The sequence below is a fragment of the Psychrobacter aestuarii genome, assembly GCF_904846035.1.
Taxonomy (GTDB): domain Bacteria; phylum Pseudomonadota; class Gammaproteobacteria; order Pseudomonadales; family Moraxellaceae; genus Psychrobacter; species Psychrobacter aestuarii.
This window is the reverse complement of the sequence record NZ_CAJGYT010000001.1, coordinates 2,074,942-2,101,234: the sequence shown is the minus strand read 5'-3', so window position 1 is coordinate 2,101,234 and position 26,293 is coordinate 2,074,942. Positions and strand designations below refer to the sequence as shown.

Below are 26,293 nucleotides of genomic sequence, written 5' to 3'. Positions count from 1 at the left end.
ACTCACAAAAAGCCGCTGCGCCCTTGAGCAAAAAAGTGTTATACTCCTTAGCTATTTTTCATACCGCTTTTTTGTTTGTGACTGTGGATATTTAGGTCCCTCTCACATACCGTCTATATAACCAACCGAGGTAGCTATCTATGGCACGAGTGACGATTGAAGATTGTTTGGATAATGTTGATAATCGCTTTGAGCTGATTTTGGTGGCCAGCAAGCGCGCGCGTCAGTTAGCAAAAGGCATCGCCGAGCCTATGGTTGAGGTGGATAACGACAAGCCAACTGTATTGGCACTGCGCGAGATTGCCGCTGGCAAAATCACCCGTGATATCCTCAATCAGCCTGAACACAACTTTGCTACCAGCTCACTGGATTTGGCATTGTCAGGAGACCACAGCTTCTAAGTGCTGTTGGTGACCGTTTTTTTGAAAAGCCATAGTCTGATGCTGTGGCTTTTTGTCGTTTAAGGCGACGTGTAAGAGGCGTTTGGCGCGTTTTTACGTCAGCGGGCGGCTTAGTAGTTGACATTGGGCGCGATTTGCGATTAATTATATGCTGCGATACTGACACTGTCTGTGTCTGATACCGACACAGCTACTCATTGGTACTTTAGTCATCCCCCGCCTGCATGGCTGCCAGCGCAGCAGACCCATCATCAGCAATAGGACTGCCCATTTATGACTCAAACCTTGCCAAAACTCAGTCACCCCATGGTAGACGACGCTCAATATAACCTATTACGTTCGGTTGGCTACCTAAACGCCCAAGAGCGCAAAGATGTGATTGATGCTTGCGAGTTTGGCGATGTCGCCCATATCAAAGACAAGCGTAAATCAGGTGAGCCGTACATCACCCACCCTATTGCGGTGGCTGAGATACTCGCAGGCTTTCGCCTTGACCGCGATACGATTATCGCTGCCATCTTGCACGACACGGTCGAGGACACCGAGGTCAGCGGTGAGGATTTAGAGGACCGCTATGGCAAAGTCGTCGCCCGTCTGGTCGATGGCGTGACCAAGCTCAAATCGTCCAACCACAACAAGCAGCAAAACAAAGCCGCTACCTTTCATAAAATCCTAACCGCAACGTTAGACGACCCGCGCGTGCTGATTATTAAGCTTGCCGACCGTCTGCACAACATGTCAACGCTCGATGCGGTCAGTGCCGAAAAGCAGCGCTCTACCGCGCAAGAGACTTTAGATTTTTATGTGCCTTTTGCTCGCTTGATGGGTCTCAACGACATCGCCGATTATATTGAGGTGCTGTGCTACCGCAATCTGAACTCCAACATGTACAACAAGCTCTCGGATAAGCTCTTACAGCATGGACTCGGGCGCAACTTTCAAAAAGAGATTATCCATCGCTATTTGACCATCGTCTTGACCAATCTTGGGCTGGGCGGTCATGTCAAAGTCTTGGACAATCGCGTGTCGATGTATCGTCAGTTTTTCCGCAATCGCGGCGAGATTAATACCTTATTGCGTCATTACTCATTCGAGATTGTGCTGGATAATGTCGAAGCCTGCGATAAGCTTGCGTATTATTTGATTAAAAAATATCAAATCGATGACGACCATATTGAAGACAACATTCGCCGCCCGCGCCCTGGTGGCAATCAGTCATTAACGCTGATTTATGAGCGCGATAACGACACCATCAAAGTCACGATTTTGACCAAGCAAATGCAGCACGCCGCGCGCCTTGGCGTCATCGGTGTCGAGCACGCCTCAGACGTCAGTCAGTCGGTCATCCAAGCCTCGCTACGCAATATGAAAGACTTGGTTGATGAAGACAATATCAATGACAATCATGCGGACTTTTCGGCGGCGGTGTCGATTATTAATGACTTGATGGACTATCTGCATTCGAGCAAAATCATCTGCTACAGCCCGCAGGGTCATGCTTACGAGCTGCCGCAAGGCTCAACCGCGCTCGATTTTGCTTACGCGGTCGGTCCGATGGTCGGTAACGTGGCTACTGGCGCGAATATCGAAAACGTGCCTGCCAAGCTCGGCACCGCGCTCAAAGATGGGCAAATGGTCGAGATTGATGTCGACAGCAATGCCAAACCAAAAGCGGAATGGCTCGGCTTTGTGGTCACCAATAAAGCGCGTGAAGAGATTATGCGCTGGTTCAAAGACCTATCAGCAGAGCAAAAACAGCACCATGGTCAAGCAGCGCTCGACCGTGCGCTACGCACTTACCAAAAATCGCTCGATGATTTAAGCGACAGTGACTGGCAAAACCTGTTGGCATGGCGCGGCGTGGAGACTAAGGCGGCGCTGTTTGAAGAAATCAGCTCAGGCAATCTGTTGCCGCAGCTGGTGGTATCGCGCTTTTTTAGTGATGAAGTCAACAACCGCCAAAACGCCTCAGACGCCACGCATCCGCAGCAGCTGATTGCCAATGCCGCAGGGGTGGAGCTGCACTTTGCCAACTGTTGCCATCCGATTTATGGCGACCCTATCTTGGGGCATTTATCACGCCATGGCTTGGTGGTGCATCGTCACAAGTGCTTTTCACTCGATGACATCCGTAAAGACAACCCCTACCAAGCGATTCAGCTGCGCTGGCGTGATGACCATGCCCTGCGCCAAAGCGATGCAGGCGAGTATGAAGAAAAAGTGCGCTTCCCTGCCTATCTAAAGCTGTCTATTGTGCTAAACGATGAGCAAATCAGCGAGGTGATTTATCACTTGCGGCAGCTGAACATCGGGGTCGAGAAAGTCGATGTGCGCCATAGTGATACCATCTTGCACATTATTGTACGTAGCCGCGTGCATTTAGCCCAAGGTATTCGCGACTTGCGCGCGCTGCTCGGTTTTCCGAACATCATGCGCCTCTATCAGCTATAAACCCGCTGCGCAGCAGTATCTCAAACCATGGGAACATGACCTCATGTTGCTGGTATGCGTTTTATAAACAGACAGGCTAAATGCCACTTATTTTTAAAATCTATACCAGCAGTATTTTTTGCGTTCTCGATGTTGGCTATCCACTGTGATGCCGTTTATTATGATAAATAAGGATTATTATGAGCCGTCAAACCATCCATACCGACAATGCCCCAGCCGCCGTAGGCACATACTCACAAGCGGTCAAAGTAGACAACACCGTGTATGTCTCAGGTCAGATTGGTCTTGACCCAAGCACCATGACCTTGCAAGAAGGCTTTGACGCGCAAGCAAAACAAGTCTTTGCCAACATCGCAGCGATTTGCGAAGCGGCGGGTGGCAGTTTAAAAGATGTGGTGAAGTTTAATGTCTCGTTGACCGATTTGGGCGACTTTGCCGCGCTGAATGAATTGTTCGTGGCGAATCTGAGCGAGCCGTATCCTGCGCGTGCCGCCGTACAGGTCGCGGCATTGCCAAAAGGTGCGGTGGTTGAGATTGAGGCGATTTTGCATTTGGGCTAATTCTTGCTCTGATAGGCGTTAAAGTTTTAGGTAACATGTGATGCCCGCTGGGAAAACTTGCGGGCATTGCTTATTGCTTACCCCTTTTTTGATGTTCCTCTTATTTCTTCTTTTTCTATTTACGTTGTGAGCCTTTATGTTGGTACAAGTCGCGCTGCCCGTCCCCCTTTATCGGGTGTTTGACTACCGCATTGACGCAGGTAATACGCTGCCACAGATTGGCTGCCGCGTGCAGGTGCCCTTTGGTCGTCAGACGCTAATTGGTATTGTGGTCGCGCATGTGCCACTGGCAGACAGCAGCATTCCGCCTGAAAAGCTCAAAACCATCAAGCAAGCTGTCGACCATGACCCCATCATCGACCCCAAGCTGCTCAGTCTCGCGCAGTGGCTGGCGCGCTACTATCATTACCCGCTCGGCGATGTGTTTGCGGTCATGCTGCCGACTTTGATTCGTCAAGGCAAGCCGCTTGATTTGCTCATCACTCATTGGCGTATCAAGCCCAATGTCACCGATGATGACTTTCACCCCAGTGCGCACAAACAAAAACAGCAGTTTGATATGCTAAAACTGCACGGCAAACGCGGCGCGAGTGAGGAAGTGCTGCTGATGGAGGGTATGGAGCGACCGTTTTTGCAGCGCTTAGAAGAAAAAGGGCTGATTGAGCACTATATCGAAGAAAAAGCCCCACCCGCGCAGGTCAGCTTGGCGCGTATGCCGCTGGATTTGCATCACGAGCAGCAAGTGGCGGTCACGCGCATTTTAAAAGCGCATCAGGATAAGTGCTATACGGGGTTTTTATTAAACGGCATCACAGGCAGCGGCAAAACCGAAGTGTATTTGCAGGTCATGCAGCCGATATTGGAAGCGGGCAAGCAGGTGCTGATTTTGGTGCCTGAGATTGGTCTGACGCCGCAGACACGCGCGCGCTTTGCCAGTCGCTTTGCAGGCAATATGGTGATGCTGCATTCAGGCATGAGTAACACCCATCGCATGCAGGGTTGGCAAGACTGCCGTACAGGACACGCGCAAATCATCATTGGAACGCGCTCATCCATCCTGTATCCGTTTGCTGATTTGGGGCTCATCATCGTTGATGAAGCGCATGACGCATCGTACAAACAGCAAGATACCTTGCGCTATCAGGCGGCTGATGTGGCGCTGTATCGCGGCGTCCAGCATCAGATACCTGTGATATTGGGCACGGCGACCCCAACCCTTGAGCATCTGCATCTGGTCGATGAAGGCAAACTGGTGGAATGCACGCTACTGACACGGGCGGGACGTGCTAAACCTGCGCCTATGCAGCTGATTGATGCGCGTCTTGAAAGCACGCATTATCAAAACAGCCAAGATGGCACGCGCTACGACACAGGACTGACGGACAAGCTGTTGACCGCCATTCGCCAGACGTTAGAGGCAGGCGAGCAGGTATTGATATTTTTAAATCGGCGCGGCTATGCGCCCATTTTGCTGTGCGGGGCATGTGGTTGGCAAGCGGACTGCCCACGCTGTGATGCGCACTTGACCGTCCACCATACCCAAGGCGCTGAGCGCAGCAGCTATCTCAAATGTCATCACTGCGACTGGCAGGCGTACATTCCTGCCGCCTGTCCCGATTGCGGCAGTCAAAACTTGGACGCGCGCGGTATGGGCACGACGCGCCTGAGTGACAATCTGCACGCCATCTTTGGCAATCCGCAAACCAGTAAGCAAACCTACCCCATCATTCAGATTGATAGAGACACCACACGACGTAAAGACAGCTGGGAGAAGATTTATCAGCAGATTAGCCAAGGCAAGCCTGCCATTTTGGTGGGCACACAGATGGTGGCAAAAGGACATCATTTTCCAAGCGTGACGCTGGTATGTCTGCCCAATGCCGACCGTGGGTTTTTGTCCGCTGACTTTCGCTCGCCTGAGCACACCGCTCAGCTGATGATTCAGGTCGCAGGACGTGCGGGGCGTGGCGATAAGGCAGGACGCGTCTTGATTCAGACCTTGCAGCCTGAAAACCCATTGTTGCTCAAGCTGGTCAAAGACGGCTATTTAAGCTTTGCCCGCCAGCTGCTCGCTGAGCGCAAACTGATGGGCTTGCCACCCTATCGTCATGCAGCATTGGTACGCTGTGAGGGCAAGGCGCTGAGCCAAACCACCCAAGCCTTGCGCGCGGCCATCGCCATCTTACCTGCCAAGCATCAGCTTGCCGTGCTTGGACCCATTGACGCGCCGATGACTAAGAAAAACAGCCGCTACCACAGCCAGCTGCTGCTGCTTGCCAAAGACCGCGCGCACCTGCATCAGTGCTTAAGCCATTGGTGGCCACAAGTGCTGGGACTCTCTGAGAGCAAATATCTGCGCCTAAGCCTCGATGTCGACCCCGCAGGCTGGTAACCGCGCAAGCTCTGGCTGACGCATACGCTTACTTCGGCAATACAGCATCGAGCGCGCGCACGTGCTATCTTTTTGCTACATATATTGCTTCGGTAAGCCTGAATGATGCAAAACGATGCCTCGCATACTCCTAAGCACGATCACGATCACGACCACGACCACGACCACGACCACGACCACGACCACGACCACGACCACGACCACGACCACGACCATGATAAGCAAAACGCTGCCACCGATACCTCAGGCTATCAGCGCACGCTGCTGATCAGCTTTGTCATTATCACAGGCTATATGTTGGTTGAGGCGGTCGGTGGCTGGCTGACAGGCAGTCTGGCGCTACTCTCTGACGCAGGGCATATGCTGAGCGATGCGGCGGCACTTGGGGCGACCTTACTTGCCTTTAAAATCGGCGAAAAAGCCGCCAACCAGCACAAAACCTATGGCTACAAACGCTTTGAGATTTTGGTCGCGCTGGGTAATGGCGCAACCTTAATCGCCATTGCCTTGATGATTTTTTATGAGGCGGTGCAGCGCTTTTCTACTCCACCTGAGATTGCCACCACGGGCATGCTGATTATTGCCAGTATTGGTTTGCTCGTGAATATCGTGGTGGCGTGGTTTATGCATCGCGGCAGTCATGGACACGACCATGGCGATGAGGGCGGTAGTGAAACCAATCTGAATATGCAAAGCGCGTATTTGCATGTATTGAGTGATTTGCTCGGCTCGGTCGCGGCGATTATTGCCGCGCTACTGATGATGGGCTTTGGCTGGCTGTGGGCGGATGCGCTGGCTTCAGTCATCGTCGCGGTACTGATTTTATTTAGTGGCTGGCGCGTGGTGCGCGACTCGGTGCATATCTTGATGGAAGGCACGCCCAAAGGCATCTCGCTTGCTGACGTACAGACGCGTCTGCTTGAGCATCCGCAAGTGCAGGCGGTGCATGATTTGCACGTCTGGAGCATTACGAGCGGCTTACACGCCCTATCTTGTCACGTGCTGGTGCATGATGACATGCGTATCTCTGAGTCCAGCACCTTGATTGACGCGCTGACGCACCGTTTGCAAGCGATTGGTATTCATCACGCCACCATTCAGGTCGAAGGCGCCGCGCACCCGCATACCTTGACGCATTCAGACGAATTGGTCTGCGATATCAATGCAGGACACAGCGTTGATGCGCACAGCGGGCACAACCACTAAGGTATTTTTAGCCAGGCGTACAGCGTACCAACAACGCCAATAAATACGCCACTGACGCCACCGCTATGGCGCTTGGCATTGCCATGCCTGACGTAAGCGATTATGCTTAAAGCCAGAACGTCGGTATTGGCTATGGTCTCGCCCTACCGACCACCGACTTGATATTTACTGAATAATGAGCCATTGCTATGTCCAGACGCTCCGCCGCTTTTGTCGCGCCCAGTGACATCCTTGACCCGACCTCCAAGGCAGGCAAAAAAGAAGCCAAAGCCTTGCTGTCGACGTTACAAGACGATATTGCCAGCTTTCGTCATGCCAAGTTTCCGCCCGATATTTTGCAGCAAGTGCGTGACATGCCCATCTTTTCAGGCAATCTTGCCGAAGTGCAGGCCTATCAAGACGAGTGGCAGCCGCTCATCACCCGCGCGATGGCGTTTTATCCGTCCGCCTATTTGCCGCCAGAGCATCTCCCTTTACCCGCCAGCCTTGAGATACCACAGTTCGTCTATCATGTGCAGCGCTTGCACCTGACCAAGACCCGCGCCAAAGAGTCCAAAAGCTTTGGCTCAGTGGGGGCGCTGGTGGACAAGTGCGGCGAGTATAGCGACGCGCACGTGGCGCGCATGCAGGACGTTTTTGATAAAGACGATGACGCGCGCTTGGTGGCGCACCGTGAGTTTATTGACCTGCGCGCCTATGTGTTTTGTGTCAATCAAAAAGGCGAGCTGCTTGAGCCTGAGCGTTTGCGCTTTTACCGTACTGGGCTCATTATCCATGCGCTGCCCAATTTTAAGATTGTCGACAGTCGGCAAACCCCAAGAAAACGCCGCAATGATGCGTACAAAGACCCCATTGCCGATAATGGCGTGTGGAAGATTTATAAGAAAAAATAACGCACAACGCTTGAGCTTGGGTAATCATCACCGTTGACGCCCATGCTCACCAGCGCCATAAAAATATGGCGTGAATTGATATTGATTGTTAAGGATGTGATATGTTCGCTGCCGCTGCTGCTGGCTCACCCAATTTGATGTTACAAGCGACGATTTTTTTAGGGGCGGCGCTGCTTTTTGTGCCGTTAGGAAAGCGTTTTGGTATCGCAACCGTACTGGGCTATTTGATTACGGGTCTGATACTCGGTCCTAGCGTCCTTGATGTGGCAGGCGATGCTGAGAGTCTCTTGCACTTTTCAGAATTTGGCGTGGTGATGCTGCTGTTCATCATCGGGCTTGAGCTACAGCCCTCACGCTTGTGGGCGCTGCGCCGCTCCATTTTCGTGCTTGGTGGGCTACAGGTCGGCGTGACAGGCGTGCTCTTGATGGGGCTGGTGTATAGCATTTTCCCGTTTCACTTGGACACCGCGTTTATCGTCGGCTTTGGTCTTGCGCTCTCCTCGACCGCCTTTGTCTTGCAAATTTTGACCGAAAAGCAGCAGCTGTCGAGCACACACGGGCGCGAAGCCTTTACCATCCTCTTGTTCCAAGACATTGCGGTGATTCCACTGCTTGCGGTCATTCCCTTTTTATCGGGCGTGCGCGAGCAAAGCTATGATTTAATTTATTTTGCTAAAGTGTTTGCCGTCTTTGGCGGACTGATTATTGCCAGTCGCTACATCGTACGTCCGTTCTTTAAGTTTGTGGCATCGAGCGGCGCAACCGAATTGCTCACTGCCGTGGCGTTATTTATCGTCATGGGCGTGTCGATTTTGATGGGGCAAATTGGGCTATCTATGGCGCTGGGGGCATTTTTGACAGGCGTGCTGCTGGCGGATTCAGAGTACCGTCACGAGCTAGAGGCGAGTATTGAGCCGTTCAAAGGCTTGCTGCTCGGCTTGTTCTTTATGTCGGTCGGTATGCTGACGGATGTCAAACTCATCATGGCGCAGCCGCTATTTATTATGGGCTGTGCGATTGCGCTGATGCTGATTAAGTTTGCGGTGATTGCCATCACTGCCAAGATACTCGGCAACCGCTGGCCGACCAGTATTCGCCTTGGGGTGACGCTCGCGCAGGGCGGTGAGTTTGCCTTTGTGCTCTTTAGCGTGGCGACCAGTCAAAACGTCTTGCGCCCTGAGCTGGCAAACATGCTCAATCTGATTGTGACCTTGTCCATGGCATTGACGCCTGTGGCATTTTTACTGCTCGAAAAAATCGGCGAGCCTTTTTTTGCCAAACGCAAACCAAGCCGCGATTACGACACCATTCCCGACCACGAGCATCCTGTGATTATCGCAGGCTTTGGGCGTATGGGGCAGATTATCGGGCGCGTCTTGCGTATGCACAATATCGAATTTACCGCCATTGAACGCTCTGCCAACCGCGTGGATTTTGTGCGCAAGTTTGGTAATCAGGTGTACTACGGCGACCCCAAAAACCCTGAGATTTTGCGCGCCGCAGGCATTGGCAAAGCGCGCTTGTTTATCATCGCCGTTGATGATTTGGAACGCTCCATCACCACCGCACAGTATCTGCATCACAACTACCCCAACCTCGTTGTGCTGGCACGGGCGCGTGACCGTCAGCATTATTATCGCTTGCGTGAAGTCGGCGTGCGTCATATCTGGCGCGAAACCTACCTCTCAGCGCTGGACATGTCGCGTGAGTCGCTGCAACTGCTCGGCATCACCCCCGAAAAGGCCCGCGAGACCATTCATACGTTCCGCGATTATGATGATGATTTGATTGAGCGTCAGCAAGCCATCTACGATGACGAAGCGCGTATGATTGAGTCGTCACAGTCCGCGATTGCCGAGCTTGAGAGCTTGTTTGATGAAGATATTGGCAAGGCGCGTAAGATGGATTTGAGCGAGTTTTATAACGTGTTGCAAAACGATGAAAGGCAGAATGCAGAGACATCGGAAGATGCATCAACAGACGCGGCAAAGGACGGTGTGGCAAAAGTAGATGTATCTAAAGACACGCCTACAGACACCGAAACCGATAACGCAGACGACGCCTCTAAAGCAAATAAGGACAACCCTAAACAATAACGCCTAGGTTTCGCAAAAATACACAAACGCCCTAGTTCGCCAAACAGCGCTTGGGCGTTTGTTTTTTATTAAGCGAGCTGATGCAGCGCCAGTTGCCCGTACTCGGCTGATGATAAAACACCATCGTCTTACCGTTTAAATAGCGGATGGGAAACTGCACCTCGCGCACGGTCGCCACCACCGCGCAATCAGTCGCCGCGACCCCTGCCACCTCTTGGGTGATGTGCATGCGCACTTTTTGCAAATCCGTGCCGAGTGGTAAGTTTGTCGGGCAGCGCCCTGTCTGCTCATAGATGAGCGCCACGCGGCTTTGCGCGCTTTGGGTCACGTTATAGGCGTCGAACAAGACCTCACGCTCTTTTTTGAGTGCAAATATGGGTAAAAACTGCCCGTAAATGACCATCAAGACAAAGGCAAAAAACCCAAAGCCCAGCCCCAGTCCCACCGTGCTGACCCCGCCCTCACGGCGCAGATGTGCCTCTTGCTGCGCCATATCGCGCGGGTAGTCATTGATGGCGTCTGCAATCTCGCGCCGTGCCATACGGTAATAATACGCGTCCGTCCAGCGCGCCACCATCGCTGCCCAAAACACCCAAATCACCAATGCGATACCGACGCGCACGCCCATCTGATACGCCTCGGGCACATAAGACATCGCCACGAACTCAAACGCCAGTAGCACAAGTGTGATATTCAACTGAATAAACGACCAGCCTGCCACGCTATAGACAATGGCGTCCATATAGCGCTTGCGGTACAACAGCCACGGCAGCGTCATAAAAAACGCCGCCCAATGCCACTTGGGGGACAGATACCCTTGCGCATCAAACTGCTCAAAGCGCTTCATGTAATACCGCTGCGAGCGATGCCCGATAAACCATCTGTCCAGCTGCTGCCGTCTGCTTGCGGTCAGTTGATCTTGATAAAATGGCGGCGGTGAATCCGTCTCGATAAATAACATAGCCCAGCTCTACAGATACCAAAACCCAGCCTTATTATAAGCCAAGCCTGAACCCGTTGCGACCGCTGTCAGCACACAAGTACCGCGCGCAATGTGCTATTGTGACGGTGGCACCCTACAGGCATTGATTGTGCGTTTCCACTGACAGGGATTTCACTTATAATGCCTGCTACCCTAGTGTATTGTTTTTTATATTTTATTTTTGACAAACAAAGTACCCCATCTTATGAGCTCACATTCTCCCCTTGATAATGACCCCACCGCCCAAGACGTAAACGATGACGCGCCATACAAGCGCATCGTCAATACGTTCATGAAGCGCCGCACGCACATGAACAAAAAAGCCGAGCACGCGCTCAATCACCCTGAGTTTGCACGCTATTTGGTCAATAATGGCACAGGCGATGGCGACTTGAGCGGTATCACCGACTTGCGCGCCCTATTCGCTGACACCCCAAATGGCAGCGATGCACCATTGACCCTTGAGATTGGCTTTGGTCTTGGCGACTCTTTTATTGAGATGGCGCAAGCCGAGCCTGCGCGCAACTTTGTTGGTATCGAAGTGCACGAGCCAGGTATTGGCAAATGCGCGTACATGGCAGACCAACACGGACTGACCAACGTCAAAATCATCAACGGTGATGCCATCAAGCTGCTACAACAGCTGCCTGAGAACCACATCGACCGCATTCAGCTGTACTTCCCTGACCCATGGCAAAAAAAGCGCCACCACAAGCGCCGCTTTGTCAGCCCTGAGCGCATGAAGATTGTCACCCGCGCGCTCAAGTCAGGCGGCTGGTTCCATACTGCCACCGATTGGGAGCATTATGCGTTTTGGATGGTTGAGGTGTTGGACGATTTTGAAGGCTTGAGCAATCACGCAGGTCGCGGCAACTTTACCCCACGACCTGACTTTCGCCCAATGACCAAATTTGAAAAGCGCGGCATCGAGCGCGGACACGGTGTTTGGGATTTGATTTATACCAAAGACTAAATTCGCCACCCCACCTATCAAGACAAATAGTAGTCAAAACGCCGCGAGCTGTTCGCGGCGTTTTTTTATGGGGTAGTGACATAGCAAAGGCATCAACTGCACCCGTTACACTGTACAGCTGTAGCTCAAGATAACCCTAGACGCGCCACACGCTTATGGCATGTGAAACATAGCGATTACAGACTTTGGGCACAAAAAAAGCCATCGGCAGCGCAGATGGCACAATCAGATAATGGCAACTCGGCATAACTTAACATCGGCGCAATCATCGGTCGTATAAGGGCTTGCTGAGTTTTCCCCATAAGCTGTGGATAACCCTGTGGATAACTGCCTTTTTAGCGCTCATATGCCTTAATAAGACAACGGCTTAGGTAAAATTGCTCATTTTTTGTACAATTATTTTTGATAATAAAATCAGTGAGTTACAGCTAAGGTCACTTTTTGCATCATTCATGTATTTTTTATGTAAAAAAGACGTCGTTGTCATAAGTGTTTCACAATACGAGCGCTATTTGGCGGCTTTTTGGCATAAATGCGGCACCTTTTTCATACAAGATACTGCTTTTAACTTAGCACAGCTTCTGTCATTGTCCTAATACTTTTTGTCGTCTTGATGACAGTGCATTGAGACGACACTTAGTGTCGCCTAGCATCGACCAAGCCCTCCTATTGTCCCTCGACTTTGTTATAATCATCTCATCGATTCACACCGCCACTTTTTCGTTTTATAGTAAATAGCCAAAACCAAGTCGATTGTTTTTGCGCTGCTGTTTGCGTCATAGCACGATGACCATCAGCACCAGTACACACCGCCTTGGAGCGCGCTATCAACGCATAGTGGCTTAGCATACTTTATAGCGTTTATAGGCGCGGTCGCACCAGGTTTGCGCGGTTATGGCAGTCAGCCCACGCGCGCCGTCAGATTTTGCCTTACCCATTATGATTGTTTATTGCATCATCTCATCTTAATAAAGGAGTCCACCATGGACGAGAACAAAGCCAAAGCACTAAAAGCGGCACTCGGTCAGATTGAAAAACAATTTGGTAAAAACACCATCATGCACCTCGGTGATGACGGTGCCAAACTGGATGTCGATGTGGTATCGACAGGCTCATTGAGCCTAGATATTGCGCTTGGTATCGGCGGCTTGCCAAAGGGACGTATTGTTGAGATTTACGGTCCTGAAAGCTCGGGTAAAACCACCATGACCTTGCAAGCGATTGCTGAGTGTCAAAAACAAGGCGGCACCTGCGCCTTTATCGATGCCGAGCACGCACTTGACCCCGTCTATGCGCGCAAATTGGGCGTCAATACCGATGACTTGCTCATCTCACAGCCTGACAACGGCGAGCAGGCGCTCGAGATTACCGATATGTTGGTACGCTCAGGCGCGATTGATATGATTGTCGTCGATTCGGTCGCGGCACTGACCCCACGCGCTGAGATTGAAGGCGAAATGGGCGACTCGCACATGGGCTTGCAAGCGCGTCTGATGAGCCAAGCGCTGCGTAAAATCACAGGTAACGCCAAACGCTCAAACTGTATGGTGGTGTTCATTAACCAAATCCGTATGAAAATCGGCGTCATGTTCGGCAGCCCAGAGACCACCACAGGTGGTAATGCGCTTAAGTTCTACGCTTCAGTGCGTATGGACATTCGCCGTATCGGTGCGGTCAAAAATGGCGATGAAATCATCGGTAACCAAACCCGCGTCAAAGTCATCAAAAACAAAATGGCACCGCCGTTCCGCCAAGCGGAGTTTGAAATCACTTACGGCTCAGGCACCAACCACTTGGCAGAAGTCATTGACCTCGGCGTTGAAGTGGGCGCGATTAACAAAGCGGGCGCATGGTACAGCTACGGCGATGAAAAAATCGGTCAAGGTAAAGCCAACTCAGCGCAGTACCTCAAAGAAAATCCTGAGATTGCCGAAGAGATTGAGCGTAAAATCCGCGCCGAAAAACTGGGCTTGCCCGCAGAAGAAGGCACGCAGCCTGCGGCTACTGAAGATGATGCCGCAGTCGTCGAATAACGCTGCCGATTGTCTGATTGCATAAGTAACCCGTTATGGAAATAAAAACACTGGCGCAAATCCTTGCTGAGTCGAACACAGACTCAGCAAGCACTAAGCCTAAACCCAAAGCCAAAAAGACGGCGGCAACGCGTGACGATGCCGCCGTATCTGCTATTACCCCCGCTTCAAATACTGCCCAAACTCCAAAGCCACAAGCAAAACCAGCGGCTTATAAAAAAAACAACACCAAATACAACTCTAAAAACAGCCCCAATAAAAAACGCCAAGCATATACTGGTCAATCGGATACTGATGATACAGAAGACTTTGTCGCGTCGACAGCGTTTGTCGCTATGGCGGATAATGATGCTAGCACCCGCCATCACACCAGTGCTGATGACAACGACACACTAAATCCTATACAGTCGCGTAAAAAGCGCAAAAAAAAATGGCATCCCGCCGCGCCCTATCACCCTGACACCCCAAGCGAAACAGCGCCCAAGTCCATCGCTGATGGCAGCATTGCCCAGCTGCTCGCAGATGCCCGCGCCGCTGTTGATGCAGATAGCGAGGACAATAATGGCGAGACAGACGATACCGACAATCTGCCCGCTGCCTTAAAAGCCTACTTGCGTAGCCCAGAAGAGCGCCAAGCCGACATCGACGCGGTAAAAGCTGAAAGCCGTTTGCGTTGGCTTGCCTTTTATTATCTATCGCGGCGTGAGTATGGACGCGCCGAGCTCAAACAAAAGCTGCTCGATAAAGAGCAAGACCCTGAGCAAACTGAAAAGTTATTAGAAGAATTTGCCGAAAAAGGCTACCAAAGCGACTATCGCACCGCGCTGATGCTGATTCGTGAAGGTATCCGCAAAGGTCGCGGGCGCACGCACATCAAGCGCAGCTTTTATCAGCGCAAGGTCGACATACCGCCCAATATTGATGCGCTGATTGATGAAGCGCAAGCGGCGTCCGAAGCCTTTAGCGATATCGTGCGTGAAGACAGTGAGAACAACGAACCAAGCGTTGACTGGTTGCGCTTAGCGGTCGAGGCGCGCATTAAAAAATACGGCGACGCTATCCCAAGCACCCCCAAAGAAAAAGCCCGCCAGCTGCGCTTTTTGCAGTATCGCGGCTTTCAGGCGGACATTTGCTTTCAAGCCTTAAACCACGATTTGCAAACGTTAGAGGAGCGCGAATAACGAGCCATTTTGGGTTTATTTCATTCAATCGTTTTGCCGTTAATAGTTAGTAATAGCCCAGCAGCTTCCACCACAGTAGCCCTGCGCCAATCCACAGTACCAAATTTACCACACTCATCACCGCCCCCAAGCGCCACCACTCACCCAAGGTCACATAGCCTGAGTTAAAGATGATGGGTGCGGTGCCCGTCGCATAATGGGTCAAGGTCATCATGATGTTACCTGCCGCCGCCAAAATCAGCGCATACAGCATCGGCGGCGCACCAAGGCTGAGACCCACGGCATAGAACGCGGCAAACAGCGCGGTAATGTGCGCGGTGGTACTGGCAAAAAAGTAATGAATGTACAAATACACCAAGGTCAAAATGACGACTGCACCGACCCAGCCGACGCCCGTCGTACCAATCATGGTTTCAATACTGCCCGCAAACCAATCAATCAGCCCAAGCTTGCTCAAGTAAGACGCCATCATAATCAGCGCGCCAAACCAGACGATGGTATCCCACGCCGACTTTTCTTTTAAAATGTCATCCCAGCTGAGCACCCCTGTTAAAATCAATACGCTCAAGCCAATAAAGGCGGTGGTCGTGGCATTGACGCTAAAGGCATCGCCTAAAATCATGGCAGGAATGTTCGCCCACAGTAGAAGCATCAGCGCGAACACACCGAGCATGATTTTTTCAGCTTGACTGACTTTACCCATTTTTTCCAGATTGTCTGTTGCAAAGGTTTTGGCATTGGGCGTGGCTTTTAGCTCAGGCGGGTATAAAAAATAAATCACCCAAGGCATGACCAGCAGACACAGCATGCCAGGAATGAACATTGCCACTGCCCACGTCGTCCATGACAGCTGTATCTCGCTGCCCGTCGCCTTATTGACCAAATCCACCACCAGCGGGTTGGGTGCGGTCGCGGTAATGAACATGCCTGAGGTGATTGGATTGCTGTGATAGTTGACCATCGCCAGATAGCGACCGATTTTATTTTGCGTGCCTGCCTCGGGCGTGGAGTCAAAACTCTGCGCGATGGACTTCATAATCGGGTGGATGATGCCGCCGCCACGTGCGGTGTTTGAGGGTGTAATCGGCGCGACCATCAGCTCCGCCGCTGCTAGCGAATACGCCACGCCGATGCTTTTTTTACCAAAAATTGAGATAAAGTAATAGGCAATGCGGTTGCCCAAACCTGTCTTAATCAGACCGCGCGAAATCATCACCGCCACACCAATCAGCCAAATCAGCGGACTTGAAAAACTGGATAGCGCATCACTGATGGCCGTGCTTGGGCTGTCACTGGTCACGCCTGTCAGTGCGACCAAAGTCACCGCGATAATCGCAATCGCACCAATGGGCAGCGCTTTACCAATAATCGCAACAATAGTGGCAACGAATAGCGCCAGCATGTGCCATGCGTTGGGCGTGACGCCCTCAGGTACGGGTATCACAAACCAAATAATGAGTGCGGTGGCGATGGCGAGTAGTGTCGGAATGGGCTTAAACGGCATCTAGATGTCCTTTTGAGTGGTTCTTATGCGGATGATTATTTCATACCTACAACGCGCACACCAAAGCTATAAACACACATAAAAAAAGGAACGCCAAACGACGTTCCTTTTTTATGGTTATATACATAGCATGATAGCAGTGCATGCGCTATAGCTCAGTAACAAAACAGCTTACTGTAAGACTTTTAGGCGGTCAGACAGCTGATTGATGATGGTGTCTACCTCTTGGTTGGCTTCTGCTTCATTGTCTAGCGTACCATTTGGCGTAAGCTGATTGACCACTTCAGGGAGCAACTCAGCAAGACCTTGACGCACTTCTGCGGTGTCTGCGCCTGTATGGGCGGCCACTTGGCGAATCTCTTGCTCATCAAACAAACGGCTGATGTCATCAGGGTCGATATTGTCATTTTGCTCTTGATTGCTCATCCACGAGTGCGCTTGACGCTCATAACCCATATTGGTCATTTTGGACAATGCCGCGCCCAGACCACCATTACGCTGAATCCAGCCCAGCACCAATGGCAACAACGCCGCAATCAGCATGCCTTTACCGCCAAAGCCGCCTTTATTGCGCTGGCTACCAAGGACACTGCCCAAGATATCACCCAGACCACCTGTGCCGCCTTGACGCGCGCCACCTGCACCAGCCAGACCGCCTAAGATATCATCTAAGCCAAAGCCATTATCCGCTTGCTGCGTTTGGCGGCTTTGTGGCTGCGTGCGGGGCTGCTGCGTACTGCCACCCAAGACACTGCCTAAGATGTCACCCAAGCCACCAGTACGGCGAGTGGTGGTACGTTGACCCACAGGATGACGCTCGGCGTCTTGTGGGTCGGCGGCGCTGCGTGCGATTTGTGTGATAAGACTGCCCAGTAAGCTCATAATGATGTCCTTGTTTATTATGTAATGAAAAACTTGTTTTATTATTCGTACTCAATACGCCAAGAAATAACGCTCAGCTTTTGATTGCCTTTACCATAGCAGATGAGGCAATACTTAAAATAAGGGTTTTGTTATGAGCTGTAGCGCTTTGTTAATCATCACAAGTGCCGCGCTTTCGCGGGATATGTGCCATAGAACAGGCAGACATGGTATTGGGCTTTTAAGGCATAAAGCGATTAAGGCATGAAGCGATAAACGAAGATACAAGTAAGATGGAGAATACGAAGCTATCCGTTTGTATGTGCAGATATACTGCGCGCCAAAATACCGAGCGCATACCAATCGGTATCAGAGAACTGGTCGGCATAAAGGAGGAAAGACAAGCGGCGGGGATATGGTTCTTGTACCATAAAGTCTAAGTGTACCGCCCAACCATAATGCCGCGCGCCAAGGAGCTGGGCTTGCCAGAGCGCGGGGCGCGGTGACTGTGCTATCAGTAGCTGCCACCCTGTATGCAGCCCTTGAGACAAAGGCGGCTGACTCAGGTGTATAACCTGCCAGCGCGTCTGGGTCAGATAGCCTGTGAGGGCACATACCGCGAGCAAAAGCGCATAGTGCCACCACAGTAAGTCAGCAAGAAGTGCGAGCGTCCATAGCATCCCAAGCAGTGCAAAGATAACAACAGGAACTCGACTTGGATGCACGGCAGCATCAACGCGTAATGCTGCTCCCCTATAGGGCTTTTCCATGACGCCACGTTTTGATTTGATTGACCAGTGCCCATACCGCATCATCATCAGGGCGCGATTGATTGGTAAAATAATCTAGCAGGTCAGGGTCTTCATAAGTCAGCATTTCTGCAAAGGTCGCCTGCTCTTCGGGCGAGGCATGCAAATACAGCTCTTTCACATACGGGTCGATATAAAAATCCAGCTCTTTTAACCCGCGGCGCGCTTGATAAATAACACGGCGCTGCTCATTGGTCGGCTCAGGGGCAACAGACTGACTCATAATAAAACCTCATAACAATAAAAAAGACGCGCAGCATCCGACCTATTCGGGCACGAATCACAACGCTTGCACGCTATTGTAAATAACCTTGGCAAAGATAGATAGCCAAGATACGCCGTACGCTTATAGCGACAACGTATTGTGCGTTCGCTCAGACAACTGCGACCACAGCGCCACAGCTTGCGCCATCATCGGCACATTGTGCGTACGCACGATACACGCGCCCTGCTGTATGGCAAACAGTCCCGCTGCTGTCCCTGCGGCATCGCGCTCATCGGCCTCGGTATGAGCAAAAGCATCAATACCACTATTGACAAGGATTTCTGCCAAAAAGCGTTTGCGTGAGATGCCGAACATCAAAGGCAAGCCCAAGCTCTCGAACTGGCGCAGCTGGGTCAATAGTGTGCAGTGCTGCTCGTAGTTTTTGGCAAAACCAAAACCTGGGTCGATAATGATGTTATCACGGCGTACCCCTGCTTGCGTCACCTCATCAATACGCGCAATCAGCTCATGCTTCACCTCAGGCACGACCTGCTGATACGCGGCCAAATCATTCATGGTATCAGGCTCACCGCGCATATGCATGAGCATCACTGGGATATCGAGCTTGGCTGCCATCTCGGCCGCACCCTCACGCTTGAGGGCGCGCACATCATTCCAGATATCCGCGCCTGCTTCAAAGGCGGCCTGCATCACCTCAGGATTGCTGGTATCGATAGACAGCCATGGCGCTGACCCACATTGACGGCGGATGGCCTTGACCACTGGCACCACCCGCTGTATCTCCTCGCTGGTACTGACGCTATCGGCATTGGGACGTGTCGACTCGCCGCCGATATCGATGATACTGGCACCAGCACTGAGCATCTGCTGACAGTGGCGTGTGGCGGTCATTACTGAGGTGAACTGCCCACCATCTGAAAACGAATCGGGCGTGACGTTTAAAATGCCCATCACGTGCGGATGCGACAAATCCAGATTTTTATGACGGCTGCTGATGATATAAGGTGGAAGCGGTTGAAATAATGACATAAGACGTCCGTATTGAGTGGTGTTTTAGTATTATTGTGAGGAATGAACGGTATCAATCATAACAACAAAAAACAGATAATAAAAAAGCCCTTTTATGAAAAAAGGGCCTTTTTGACAGTGATTTGGTAAACCTAGCAGTCAGTGATTACATCGCAGGTAGCGGCGGCGGCGTCACTGAGGTGTTCTTGTCGTCTTTTGACAAAGACACTTCTGTTTGCTGATACACTTTTGGTGGACGTGGCTCTTCACCTGCCAAGATGTCTTGCAACTGATCGCGGTCAATGGTTTCCCACTTCATTAGGGCATCGACCATCGCGTGCATTTTGTCTTGGTTGCCTTCAATCAGCTCACGCGCGATGTCGTACTGCTCTTCTAGCATACGGCGAACTTCATCATCGACCTTTTGCTGAGTGGCCTCTGAGATGCTGCGACCGCCACCAAAGTAGCCTTGCGAGTTGTCATCGTCTTCATAGACCATCACGCCAAGCGCATCGGACATGCCGTACTTGGTGACCATGGCGCGTGCCATTTTGGTCGCACGTTCAAAGTCGTTTGATGCGCCTGTTGACATCTGATGAATAAAGACCTCTTCTGCTATACGACCACCGAACAAAATCGCAATGTCGTTCAGCATTTTTGATTTATACATACTGGTTGTATCGTGCTCTGGTAGCTGCCACGTCACACCAAGGGCAAAGCCGCGCGGCATGATGGTGACCTTATGCACAGGGTCTGTACCTGGTAGCAGCTCAGCGACCAAGGCGTGACCCGCTTCATGGTAAGCGGTCGCACGGTGCTCTTCCTCACGCAGTACCATCGATTTACGCTCAGGACCCATATACAGCTTGTCTTTGGCATCTTCAAAATCGTGCATATCGACGCTGCGCTTGTTACGACGGGCGGCAAATAGCGCGGCTTCGTTCACAAGGTTGGCAAGCTGCGCACCGCTAAAGCCTGGGGTACCACGTGCCAATGATCTTGGATCAACGCCAACGGTATTGGGCAGTTTTTTCAAATGCACGTTTAAGATTTGCTCACGGCCTTTGATGTCTGGCAAGCCCACTTGCACTTGACGGTCAAAACGACCTGGACGCAATAGCGCTTTGTCCAATACATCCGCACGGTTGGTCGCGGCGATGACAATCACGCCTTCGTTACCTTCAAAGCCATCCATCTCAACGAGTAGCTGGTTCAAGGTCTGCTCGCGCTCATCATTACCGCCGCCCATGCCTGAGCCACGATGACGACCGACCGCATCAATCTCATCGATAAAGATGATACATGGTGCGCTTTTCTTCGCCTGCTCGAACATGTCACGCACACGAGACGCACCGACACCGACGAACATCTCAACAAAGTCAGAACCTGAGATTGAGAAGAACGGTACTTTGGCCTCGCCAGCAATGGCTTTAGCAAGTAGCGTTTTACCCGTACCTGGTGGACCGACCATCAAGATACCGCGAGGAATCATCGCACCCAACTTGGTAAACTTGTCAGGGTCGCGTAAGAAGTCAACGACTTCGACCACTTCTTGCTTGGCTTCTTCGCAGCCTGCCACGTCATCGAAGTTGACCTTGATTTGGTCTTCGGTCAGCATCTTGGCTTTTGATTTACCAAAGCTCATCGGTCCGCCGCCACGGCCGCCTGCACCACCTTGCATATTGCGCATAAAGAATAAAAACAGACCAATAATCAATAAAATTGGGAAACTGGCTATTAATAGCTGCATCAATATGCTTTGGCGTTTGGGCGCAGTGCCTTGGACTTCAACGTCTTTTTCACGCAACAGTGGCATGAGCTGATCATCAGACACGGCAGGACGAATGGTCTCAAACGTTGAACCATTTTTCTTTTCGCCGGTAATCTGCTCGCCGTCAATCTCTACGCTGGCTACCTGATTTTCTGACACTGCGGTCACAAATTCAGAATAGTTCAGGTTGTCTGGTTCAGACGACTGATCAAAGCCGCTAAATACCAGTACCAAAACGCCGATGACCACCAGCCACAATAAGGTATTTTTTACCATGTCGCTCACTAGTTATTCCCATCCCTTACTTATTGGTGTGTTTTATCAAACACGTAACGCCTATGAATGCTTTATCTGCTCAAGGAGCGGTGCGCGGTTTTTGCGTTGATGCGCTGCCGTGTCCTTGTATGATAAGTCATCCGTTGTCAGACGACTTTGCTTAAAGCAAGCAAAGTTAATATATCATGATATGTGGTTTTGCCCCGTATAATTCAAGCAACAGCGCCACTTATTGCTTGACTATTATGACAGTGCCTTCCTTTTGCACCACAGCGTATGACTGTGCTTGATTTGACCGATGATGTCAATGCCATCCTTTTACATCAAGGGCTATTTTGTTGCGACCCAAAACATCTCTTTGGAGCGTGGGCGCGAGGCGGCAGGTTTGATGCTGCGCACTTTGCTAAAGCGCTGCTGAATGTCTTGGCGTAGCGCTTGTTCGCCTTCGCCTTGGAACACTTTCATAATCAGTGAACCGCCTGCGGGTAAGACTGCTTCGGCAAATTCAACCGCCAGCTCGCACAGATACATCATACGTGGCTGGTCAACGGCGGTGTTGCCTGAGGTGTTCGGCGCCATATCAGAGAGCACCACATCGACCTTACGACCGCCGACCTCACTCATGATGCGCTCAAACACGTCTTGCTCACGAAAATCACCCTGAATAAAGGTGACGTTTTCTAGGGCATCCATCGGCAGAATGTCTGAGGCAATCAAAATGCCGTTGTCACCGACCAGCCGACCCGCCACTTGTGACCAACTGCCAGGCGCTGAACCCAAATCTACGACCGTCATACCTGGGCGTATCAATTTGGTCTTGTCATTTATCTCAAGCAGCTTGTAGGCCGCACGGGCGCGGTAGCCCTCTTTTTGAGCTTGCTGGACGTAATAGTCATCAAGATGCTCTTTCATCCAAGCACGGCTACTCTTTGACAGTTTTTTGTTTTCAATGCGCGTTGCCAACCCTTACTCCTTATCCTTTGTGATGCCGCACCAGCCTAAGCTGCACCGCTTCTATCAGCAGTGGCGTATCATCATCGCTTATCACCTTTATGTGGTGCTGATGTGGTGCAATATCAATGTGTTAAAAGGCGTCAGTTTATCATTTTTGCGCCTGCTCTTTTATCTAATCTGCCCGATATCCATCTCGCGTTATCAATCAGCAATCCATCGAAGCAATAGCAAACGTTTTATACGGAATTTATAAATAATCTGATGGCAGGAATTGCTTATAAAAGGGTCTGTTGCTACACTAGCGCGTTTTTACATTACTTGCCAACATCAGACGCCAGCATATATGCTCTGTGTGCCAATAACGGCTATAAAAAAAGCCTGATACGGCGCACAGCAGGCAGTCATTCGTAGCAGGCATTTCTTATAACATCATCACAGCGCCCAAATCTGGCTATAGACACGCTTTTATATCAGATAACCGCCTTTTTGTAACATATCCGCCCATATTCATAAAAGGACAGTGTTAAAATAACGGTATAGCCCGCTTTAGATGGCTTGATATTTTACGCCGCTGTTTACAGATTATTTATACGCTGATTGCGGCACTCTTATGCGCATCTGCGCTGTATTGACCCCAGATTATTTTTGACATTATTAGGACACTTATGGAACTAGATAACGCCACCATCAAACGCTTAAAAGGCATCGGTCATGAGCTAAAGCCTGTGGTCATGATTGGCAACAACGGCGTGACCCCTGCCATCATCGAAGAGATTGACCGCGCTTTGAACGATCACGAACTTATCAAGGTAAAGCTGCCAGCAGGTAGCAAACACGACCGCGATATGATTGGTACTGAGCTTGCGACCACTGCCAATGCGTATCTGATTCAAAGCATCGGCCGTATGGCATTGCTTTTGCGCCAAAACCCGAATGCCAATCCAAAACTCTCGAATCTAACCCGCCACGGCTAAGCCTGTCAGGTTAGCTTTAGGCGCACCGCAGGCATCAAGGCAACTGTCCTTATCCTGCGGCTAGCGCCTTTTTTATGGGCATACATTGGCGCTGACGGACAGCTGACTGGTAGCTGAATGTCCCATACCAAAACTTTTTATTGATTCTCAAGGTTGACTGCCATGGCTTGCGCCGCCCCATCAGATACCGTCCCTCATCGCTGGCAGTTTTGTTTGCAGTGCGCAGATTTTGAGTTGGCTACCATACGCGCGCGACTCAACACCACGCAAGCGGCGTTAAACAGCATACGTATTGTGGTGACGGTGACGCTCGATAAGCAGCCGCAGCCGACACTCTTTTTTGATTATCAAATAAGCATTGCGGACAAGGCGCTTGCCAAGCAGCTGGCGTGGACACCGTGGCAAACGCAGCGTGTGGGCTTTACCGATTACCTGTGGCAAGAGACCTGTCTTGAGTGCTTCATTGCCCCAAGCACGGACAGCCGCTACCTAGAAATCAACGCGCACCCTGATGGTCGTTATGCCCTCTATCAGTTTGAGCATTACCGCCACCCAAGCACATTGCCGCCGCCTGCACTGATTGACCCAATACAGCAAACCAAGGCACAGATTGACTGGCAACCTGATACCGCGCTCGATGGCACATTGACGAAGGCAGGATACAGCTATCAGCGCCGTTTTTCGCTGCCTTTGGCGGTTTTGTTTGGCGCAGACCATGCCGCCCACCCCGCACGGCTGCATCCGTGTGTGATATTACGATTTGCCGATAGTTATCTGTATTTTGCGCCTAAGCATCCTATGCCGCCCGACTTTCATGACAGACAGTATTGGACAGCGCTATAGCGCGCTCATAGCGTTTCGTGTCTTATCTGTTATTAGCGCTGTTATTCACCAGTACTGCGCTTATTCAAGCCGCACCATTTATAAAAACATTGCCATCAAACAGACAAAAAAAACCAGCAATCTCAACGTGAAAATTGCTGGGTTTGGAGAAACGGTTGCGCGTATTGGGCGGCAGCGATGCTACCCAAGCATACTTCGCTTATTTGTCTGCCATGGCAAGGTAGATGCCGCGATCTGAGGCGTCATCAACGTAGCGCGTGTCGCGCCATGTGGTGTAGTTGTACACACCGCTGTATGGGCTTAGACCGTTTTGACGGAAGTCAGAAATCCAATGCGAGCCGTCAAAGATTTGGATGTGACCATGTGGGTGCTTAGAGGTGCGGTCAAAGACCACCACGTCACCGACTTGTGGCGCACTGTCGTTACTGATTTTGCTAAAGCCTGCATTTGCCAAAGTGCCGCGAGTCGCGTACTGATAGGCCGATGGGTTTGGCGTAAAGTCGTAGCCTGCGTACTGTAGCGCTTTACGTACGTAACGCGCACACCAGCCTGAGCTGCTTGATAGTGCCACACTAGAGGCACGAGAGGCGGCAAGCGCAGGCGCTGAGCTGCTGCTTGGCACTGAAGCGCGTGCTTGCTGACGCTTTTCGTATGATAGCTTGCTGGTCAATGACGCCAGCTCATACTCTTTTTGCTTAGCATGTGCGCTTAGGTTATCGATAGCTTGACTGATTTCGTCATTGCTAAAGACGTGAGCACCGCTGTTGGTGCTGTAGATATTCTTGCTAGAGCCATAATTGGCAGTAATCGTACGGTTAGTGACCGTGTTGATAGAAGCGTTATTTGGTTGGTAATAGACTTCTGCCGCACCACTCGTTTGTGCCACACCCATGCCTAATACTGAAAAAAGAAATAAAGCTCGTTTCATAAAGTTGCTACCTATTGTTAATACAAGAGTGCTTGTCATCCTTAACAAAGCATCAAATCATTTAGAAGAGTACCGATTACCAATCATGCTACACTCTTCATATCAGCAAACCTGCAACGGTCTATGAACGCATATCCGTGGTGGTGGTTTGCCGCACCTCTTATCTTAAATGGATTTTTGAACCGTATTTTTATCACCACGGGGATGACGCTTACGATGTCAAAAAAACAGCCCAATCGGCTCGCTCAGCTTATTGAACATCAAGCCTTTGCTGGTAGTGCTTTACCTGCGACGCTGACCAATGACATGCATCGATTCGTTACGGCGACCGCTGAAATAAAGCGCCTGTTGGCAGAGTGTCTGCCAGATGAAATCTTGTCTACCTGTTGGGTGGTGGGGCTCACTGATACTGAGCTTACACTCAGTGTTTGTTCCGTCACCGCTGCCAACCATATCCGCTATTTACAAAAAGCGTATCTAGAACTCTTGACCAATCAATCACTTACATTTCGACAACTCAAGGAGTTGCGTGTCGTGGTAGTGGACAATTGCGCCAGTAAGGTTGCTCAGTCTTCCCAAACTCATCGACCCGATGTGTCTGAAAATCCCTATAAAGCCAATGTAAATCAGGCCCTTAGCCAAAACACAAAGCGGACTATAGCACAGGCTGCTGAGCATGTCACCACCGACCAAAAACTCAAAAATGCACTTTTGCGCTTAGTTAATGACTGATTTTTACGCGTTTACTTTGTAATTTTGTGTAAACTTTGTCAGTAGCGAACTATCAATAACAAGAATTGTTCTCAAAATTTAATTAAAAAAAATACCCAGATTTTTTACTTCTTTTAAGAAATAAGAATCTGGGTATCAATAAGGAGTCTGTGAAAGGACGTGCTGGCGGGGATTGGCAACTTGTCACAAAATCTAGAGCATTGCCATAACATCTGTATTGATATTCGCCTACCCCGTAA

Annotated in this window: 22 protein-coding genes; 13 read left to right on the top strand and 9 right to left on the bottom strand. The window is 50.8% G+C overall.

Translation table 11 applies throughout. The annotated features are described in order from the left end of the window. Positions 1–140: 140 nt before the first annotated feature. The 7 genes from rpoZ to JMW05_RS08880 all read left to right on the top strand — a co-directional run bounded on the left by rpoZ (position 141) and on the right by JMW05_RS08880 (position 9,999). Entirely contained in the window at positions 141–401 is a 261-nt protein-coding gene (gene rpoZ, locus JMW05_RS08910; RefSeq protein ID WP_201504946.1) for a DNA-directed RNA polymerase subunit omega, read from the top strand. Positions 402–674: 273 nt separating this feature from the next. Continuing rightward, positions 675–2,852, top strand: coding sequence for a RelA/SpoT family protein (locus JMW05_RS08905; protein WP_201504945.1), 2,178 nt, complete (start codon positions 675–677; stop codon positions 2,850–2,852). Positions 2,853–3,031: 179 nt separating this feature from the next. After that, entirely contained in the window at positions 3,032–3,412 is a 381-nt protein-coding gene (locus tag JMW05_RS08900) for a Rid family detoxifying hydrolase (protein WP_201504944.1), read from the top strand. A gap of 136 nt (positions 3,413–3,548) precedes the next feature. Beyond that, positions 3,549–5,804 carry a primosomal protein N' gene (locus tag JMW05_RS08895; RefSeq protein ID WP_201504943.1) on the top strand — a complete coding sequence of 752 codons (2,256 nt, stop codon included), beginning with the start codon at positions 3,549–3,551 and terminating at the stop codon, positions 5,802–5,804. Positions 5,805–5,909: 105 nt separating this feature from the next. Then, positions 5,910–7,010, top strand: coding sequence for a cation diffusion facilitator family transporter (locus tag JMW05_RS08890; protein ID WP_201505583.1), 1,101 nt, complete (start codon positions 5,910–5,912; stop codon positions 7,008–7,010). 188 nt (positions 7,011–7,198) lie between these two features. Further along, the gene (locus JMW05_RS08885) at positions 7,199–7,903 is read left to right on the top strand and encodes a hypothetical protein (protein ID WP_201504942.1); all 705 of its coding nucleotides are present in this window, start codon (positions 7,199–7,201) and stop codon (positions 7,901–7,903) included. A gap of 101 nt (positions 7,904–8,004) precedes the next feature. Then, a complete protein-coding gene (locus tag JMW05_RS08880; RefSeq protein WP_227691491.1) occupies positions 8,005–9,999 on the top strand; it encodes a monovalent cation:proton antiporter-2 (CPA2) family protein in 1,995 nt (664 codons plus the stop codon). Positions 10,000–10,030: 31 nt separating this feature from the next. On the opposite strand, the gene JMW05_RS08875 is transcribed toward JMW05_RS08880, so the two are convergent. Next, on the bottom strand, positions 10,031–10,960 hold the full coding sequence (locus JMW05_RS08875; RefSeq protein ID WP_201504941.1) for a pilin: 930 nt from the start codon (positions 10,958–10,960) through the stop codon (positions 10,031–10,033). 226 nt (positions 10,961–11,186) lie between these two features. Here JMW05_RS08875 and trmB point away from each other — a divergent pair, with 226 nt between their 5' ends. The 3 genes from trmB (at position 11,187) to JMW05_RS08860 (ending at position 15,168) form a co-directional block, all read left to right on the top strand. Further along, on the top strand, positions 11,187–11,954 hold the full coding sequence (gene trmB, locus JMW05_RS08870; RefSeq protein WP_201504940.1) for a tRNA (guanosine(46)-N7)-methyltransferase TrmB: 768 nt from the start codon (positions 11,187–11,189) through the stop codon (positions 11,952–11,954). A gap of 983 nt (positions 11,955–12,937) precedes the next feature. After that, positions 12,938–13,987: a recombinase RecA gene (gene recA, locus JMW05_RS08865; RefSeq protein ID WP_201504939.1), complete on the top strand. Its 1,050-nt coding sequence runs from the start codon at positions 12,938–12,940 to the stop codon at positions 13,985–13,987. A 35-nt stretch (positions 13,988–14,022) separates the two neighbouring features. Then, complete coding sequence (locus JMW05_RS08860; protein ID WP_201504938.1) at positions 14,023–15,168, top strand: regulatory protein RecX; 1,146 nt, start codon at positions 14,023–14,025, stop codon at positions 15,166–15,168. A gap of 46 nt (positions 15,169–15,214) precedes the next feature. Here JMW05_RS08860 and JMW05_RS08855 read toward each other — a convergent pair whose 3' ends face one another. The 7 genes from JMW05_RS08855 to rlmE form a co-directional block, all read right to left on the bottom strand. After that, positions 15,215–16,672, bottom strand: a complete 1,458-nt coding sequence (locus tag JMW05_RS08855) for an anion permease (RefSeq protein ID WP_201504937.1) — start codon at positions 16,670–16,672, stop codon at positions 15,215–15,217. Between the two features lie 171 nt (positions 16,673–16,843). Beyond that, positions 16,844–17,554, bottom strand: a complete 711-nt coding sequence (locus JMW05_RS08850) for a YidB family protein (RefSeq protein ID WP_201504936.1) — start codon at positions 17,552–17,554, stop codon at positions 16,844–16,846. 287 nt (positions 17,555–17,841) lie between these two features. Then, complete coding sequence (locus JMW05_RS08845) at positions 17,842–18,303, bottom strand: hypothetical protein (RefSeq protein ID WP_201504935.1); 462 nt, start codon at positions 18,301–18,303, stop codon at positions 17,842–17,844. Continuing rightward, positions 18,287–18,565, bottom strand: coding sequence for an FAD assembly factor SdhE (locus tag JMW05_RS08840; protein ID WP_201504934.1), 279 nt, complete (start codon positions 18,563–18,565; stop codon positions 18,287–18,289). Before JMW05_RS08840 ends, JMW05_RS08845 begins: the two co-directional genes overlap by 17 nt. A 123-nt stretch (positions 18,566–18,688) precedes the next feature. Beyond that, on the bottom strand, positions 18,689–19,597 hold the full coding sequence (gene folP / locus JMW05_RS08835; protein WP_201504933.1) for a dihydropteroate synthase: 909 nt from the start codon (positions 19,595–19,597) through the stop codon (positions 18,689–18,691). Between the two features lie 145 nt (positions 19,598–19,742). After that, positions 19,743–21,632 (bottom strand): ATP-dependent zinc metalloprotease FtsH, encoded by a 1,890-nt coding sequence (gene ftsH, locus JMW05_RS08830; RefSeq protein ID WP_201504932.1) that lies wholly within the window; start codon positions 21,630–21,632, stop codon positions 19,743–19,745. Positions 21,633–21,953: 321 nt separating this feature from the next. After that, positions 21,954–22,586, bottom strand: a complete 633-nt coding sequence (gene rlmE, locus JMW05_RS08825; RefSeq protein ID WP_201504931.1) for a 23S rRNA (uridine(2552)-2'-O)-methyltransferase RlmE — start codon at positions 22,584–22,586, stop codon at positions 21,954–21,956. A 656-nt stretch (positions 22,587–23,242) separates the two neighbouring features. Between rlmE and JMW05_RS08820 the strand changes: the two genes are divergently transcribed. After that, complete coding sequence (locus tag JMW05_RS08820; RefSeq protein WP_201504930.1) at positions 23,243–23,551, top strand: YhbY family RNA-binding protein; 309 nt, start codon at positions 23,243–23,245, stop codon at positions 23,549–23,551. Positions 23,552–23,713: 162 nt separating this feature from the next. Then, a complete protein-coding gene (locus tag JMW05_RS08815) occupies positions 23,714–24,394 on the top strand; it encodes a DOMON domain-containing protein (protein ID WP_201504929.1) in 681 nt (226 codons plus the stop codon). A 199-nt stretch (positions 24,395–24,593) separates the two neighbouring features. Here JMW05_RS08815 and JMW05_RS08810 read toward each other — a convergent pair whose 3' ends face one another. Continuing rightward, positions 24,594–25,322 carry a CHAP domain-containing protein gene (locus tag JMW05_RS08810; RefSeq protein ID WP_201504928.1) on the bottom strand — a complete coding sequence of 243 codons (729 nt, stop codon included), beginning with the start codon at positions 25,320–25,322 and terminating at the stop codon, positions 24,594–24,596. A gap of 216 nt (positions 25,323–25,538) precedes the next feature. Here JMW05_RS08810 and JMW05_RS08805 point away from each other — a divergent pair, with 216 nt between their 5' ends. Next, the gene (locus JMW05_RS08805) at positions 25,539–26,054 is read left to right on the top strand and encodes a DciA family protein (protein ID WP_201505582.1); all 516 of its coding nucleotides are present in this window, start codon (positions 25,539–25,541) and stop codon (positions 26,052–26,054) included. Positions 26,055–26,293: the final 239 nt, after the last annotated feature.

Bases quoted from the DNA above. Each gene is read 5' to 3' on its own strand.
- JMW05_RS08845 (WP_201504935.1), bottom strand. From the start codon at position 18,303: ATGGAAAAGCCCTATAGGGGAGCAGCATTACGCGTTGATGCTGCCGTG.
- JMW05_RS08890 (WP_201505583.1), top strand. From the start codon at position 5,910: ATGCAAAACGATGCCTCGCATACTCCTAAGCACGATCACGATCACGAC.
- recA (WP_201504939.1), top strand. From the start codon at position 12,938: ATGGACGAGAACAAAGCCAAAGCACTAAAAGCGGCACTCGGTCAGATT.
- JMW05_RS08875 (WP_201504941.1), bottom strand. From the start codon at position 10,960: ATGTTATTTATCGAGACGGATTCACCGCCGCCATTTTATCAAGATCAA.
- JMW05_RS08885 (WP_201504942.1), top strand. From the start codon at position 7,199: ATGTCCAGACGCTCCGCCGCTTTTGTCGCGCCCAGTGACATCCTTGAC.
- JMW05_RS08850 (WP_201504936.1), bottom strand. From the start codon at position 17,554: ATGAGCTTACTGGGCAGTCTTATCACACAAATCGCACGCAGCGCCGCC.
- JMW05_RS08815 (WP_201504929.1), top strand. From the start codon at position 23,714: ATGGCTTGCGCCGCCCCATCAGATACCGTCCCTCATCGCTGGCAGTTT.
- JMW05_RS08855 (WP_201504937.1), bottom strand. From the start codon at position 16,672: ATGCCGTTTAAGCCCATTCCGACACTACTCGCCATCGCCACCGCACTC.
- trmB (WP_201504940.1), top strand. From the start codon at position 11,187: ATGAGCTCACATTCTCCCCTTGATAATGACCCCACCGCCCAAGACGTA.
- JMW05_RS08805 (WP_201505582.1), top strand. From the start codon at position 25,539: ATGTCAAAAAAACAGCCCAATCGGCTCGCTCAGCTTATTGAACATCAA.
- JMW05_RS08810 (WP_201504928.1), bottom strand. From the start codon at position 25,322: ATGAAACGAGCTTTATTTCTTTTTTCAGTATTAGGCATGGGTGTGGCA.
- JMW05_RS08820 (WP_201504930.1), top strand. From the start codon at position 23,243: ATGGAACTAGATAACGCCACCATCAAACGCTTAAAAGGCATCGGTCAT.
- JMW05_RS08900 (WP_201504944.1), top strand. From the start codon at position 3,032: ATGAGCCGTCAAACCATCCATACCGACAATGCCCCAGCCGCCGTAGGC.
- folP (WP_201504933.1), bottom strand. From the start codon at position 19,597: ATGTCATTATTTCAACCGCTTCCACCTTATATCATCAGCAGCCGTCAT.
- rpoZ (WP_201504946.1), top strand. From the start codon at position 141: ATGGCACGAGTGACGATTGAAGATTGTTTGGATAATGTTGATAATCGC.
- JMW05_RS08840 (WP_201504934.1), bottom strand. From the start codon at position 18,565: ATGAGTCAGTCTGTTGCCCCTGAGCCGACCAATGAGCAGCGCCGTGTT.
- JMW05_RS08895 (WP_201504943.1), top strand. From the start codon at position 3,549: ATGTTGGTACAAGTCGCGCTGCCCGTCCCCCTTTATCGGGTGTTTGAC.
- JMW05_RS08905 (WP_201504945.1), top strand. From the start codon at position 675: ATGACTCAAACCTTGCCAAAACTCAGTCACCCCATGGTAGACGACGCT.
- JMW05_RS08880 (WP_227691491.1), top strand. From the start codon at position 8,005: ATGTTCGCTGCCGCTGCTGCTGGCTCACCCAATTTGATGTTACAAGCG.
- JMW05_RS08860 (WP_201504938.1), top strand. From the start codon at position 14,023: ATGGAAATAAAAACACTGGCGCAAATCCTTGCTGAGTCGAACACAGAC.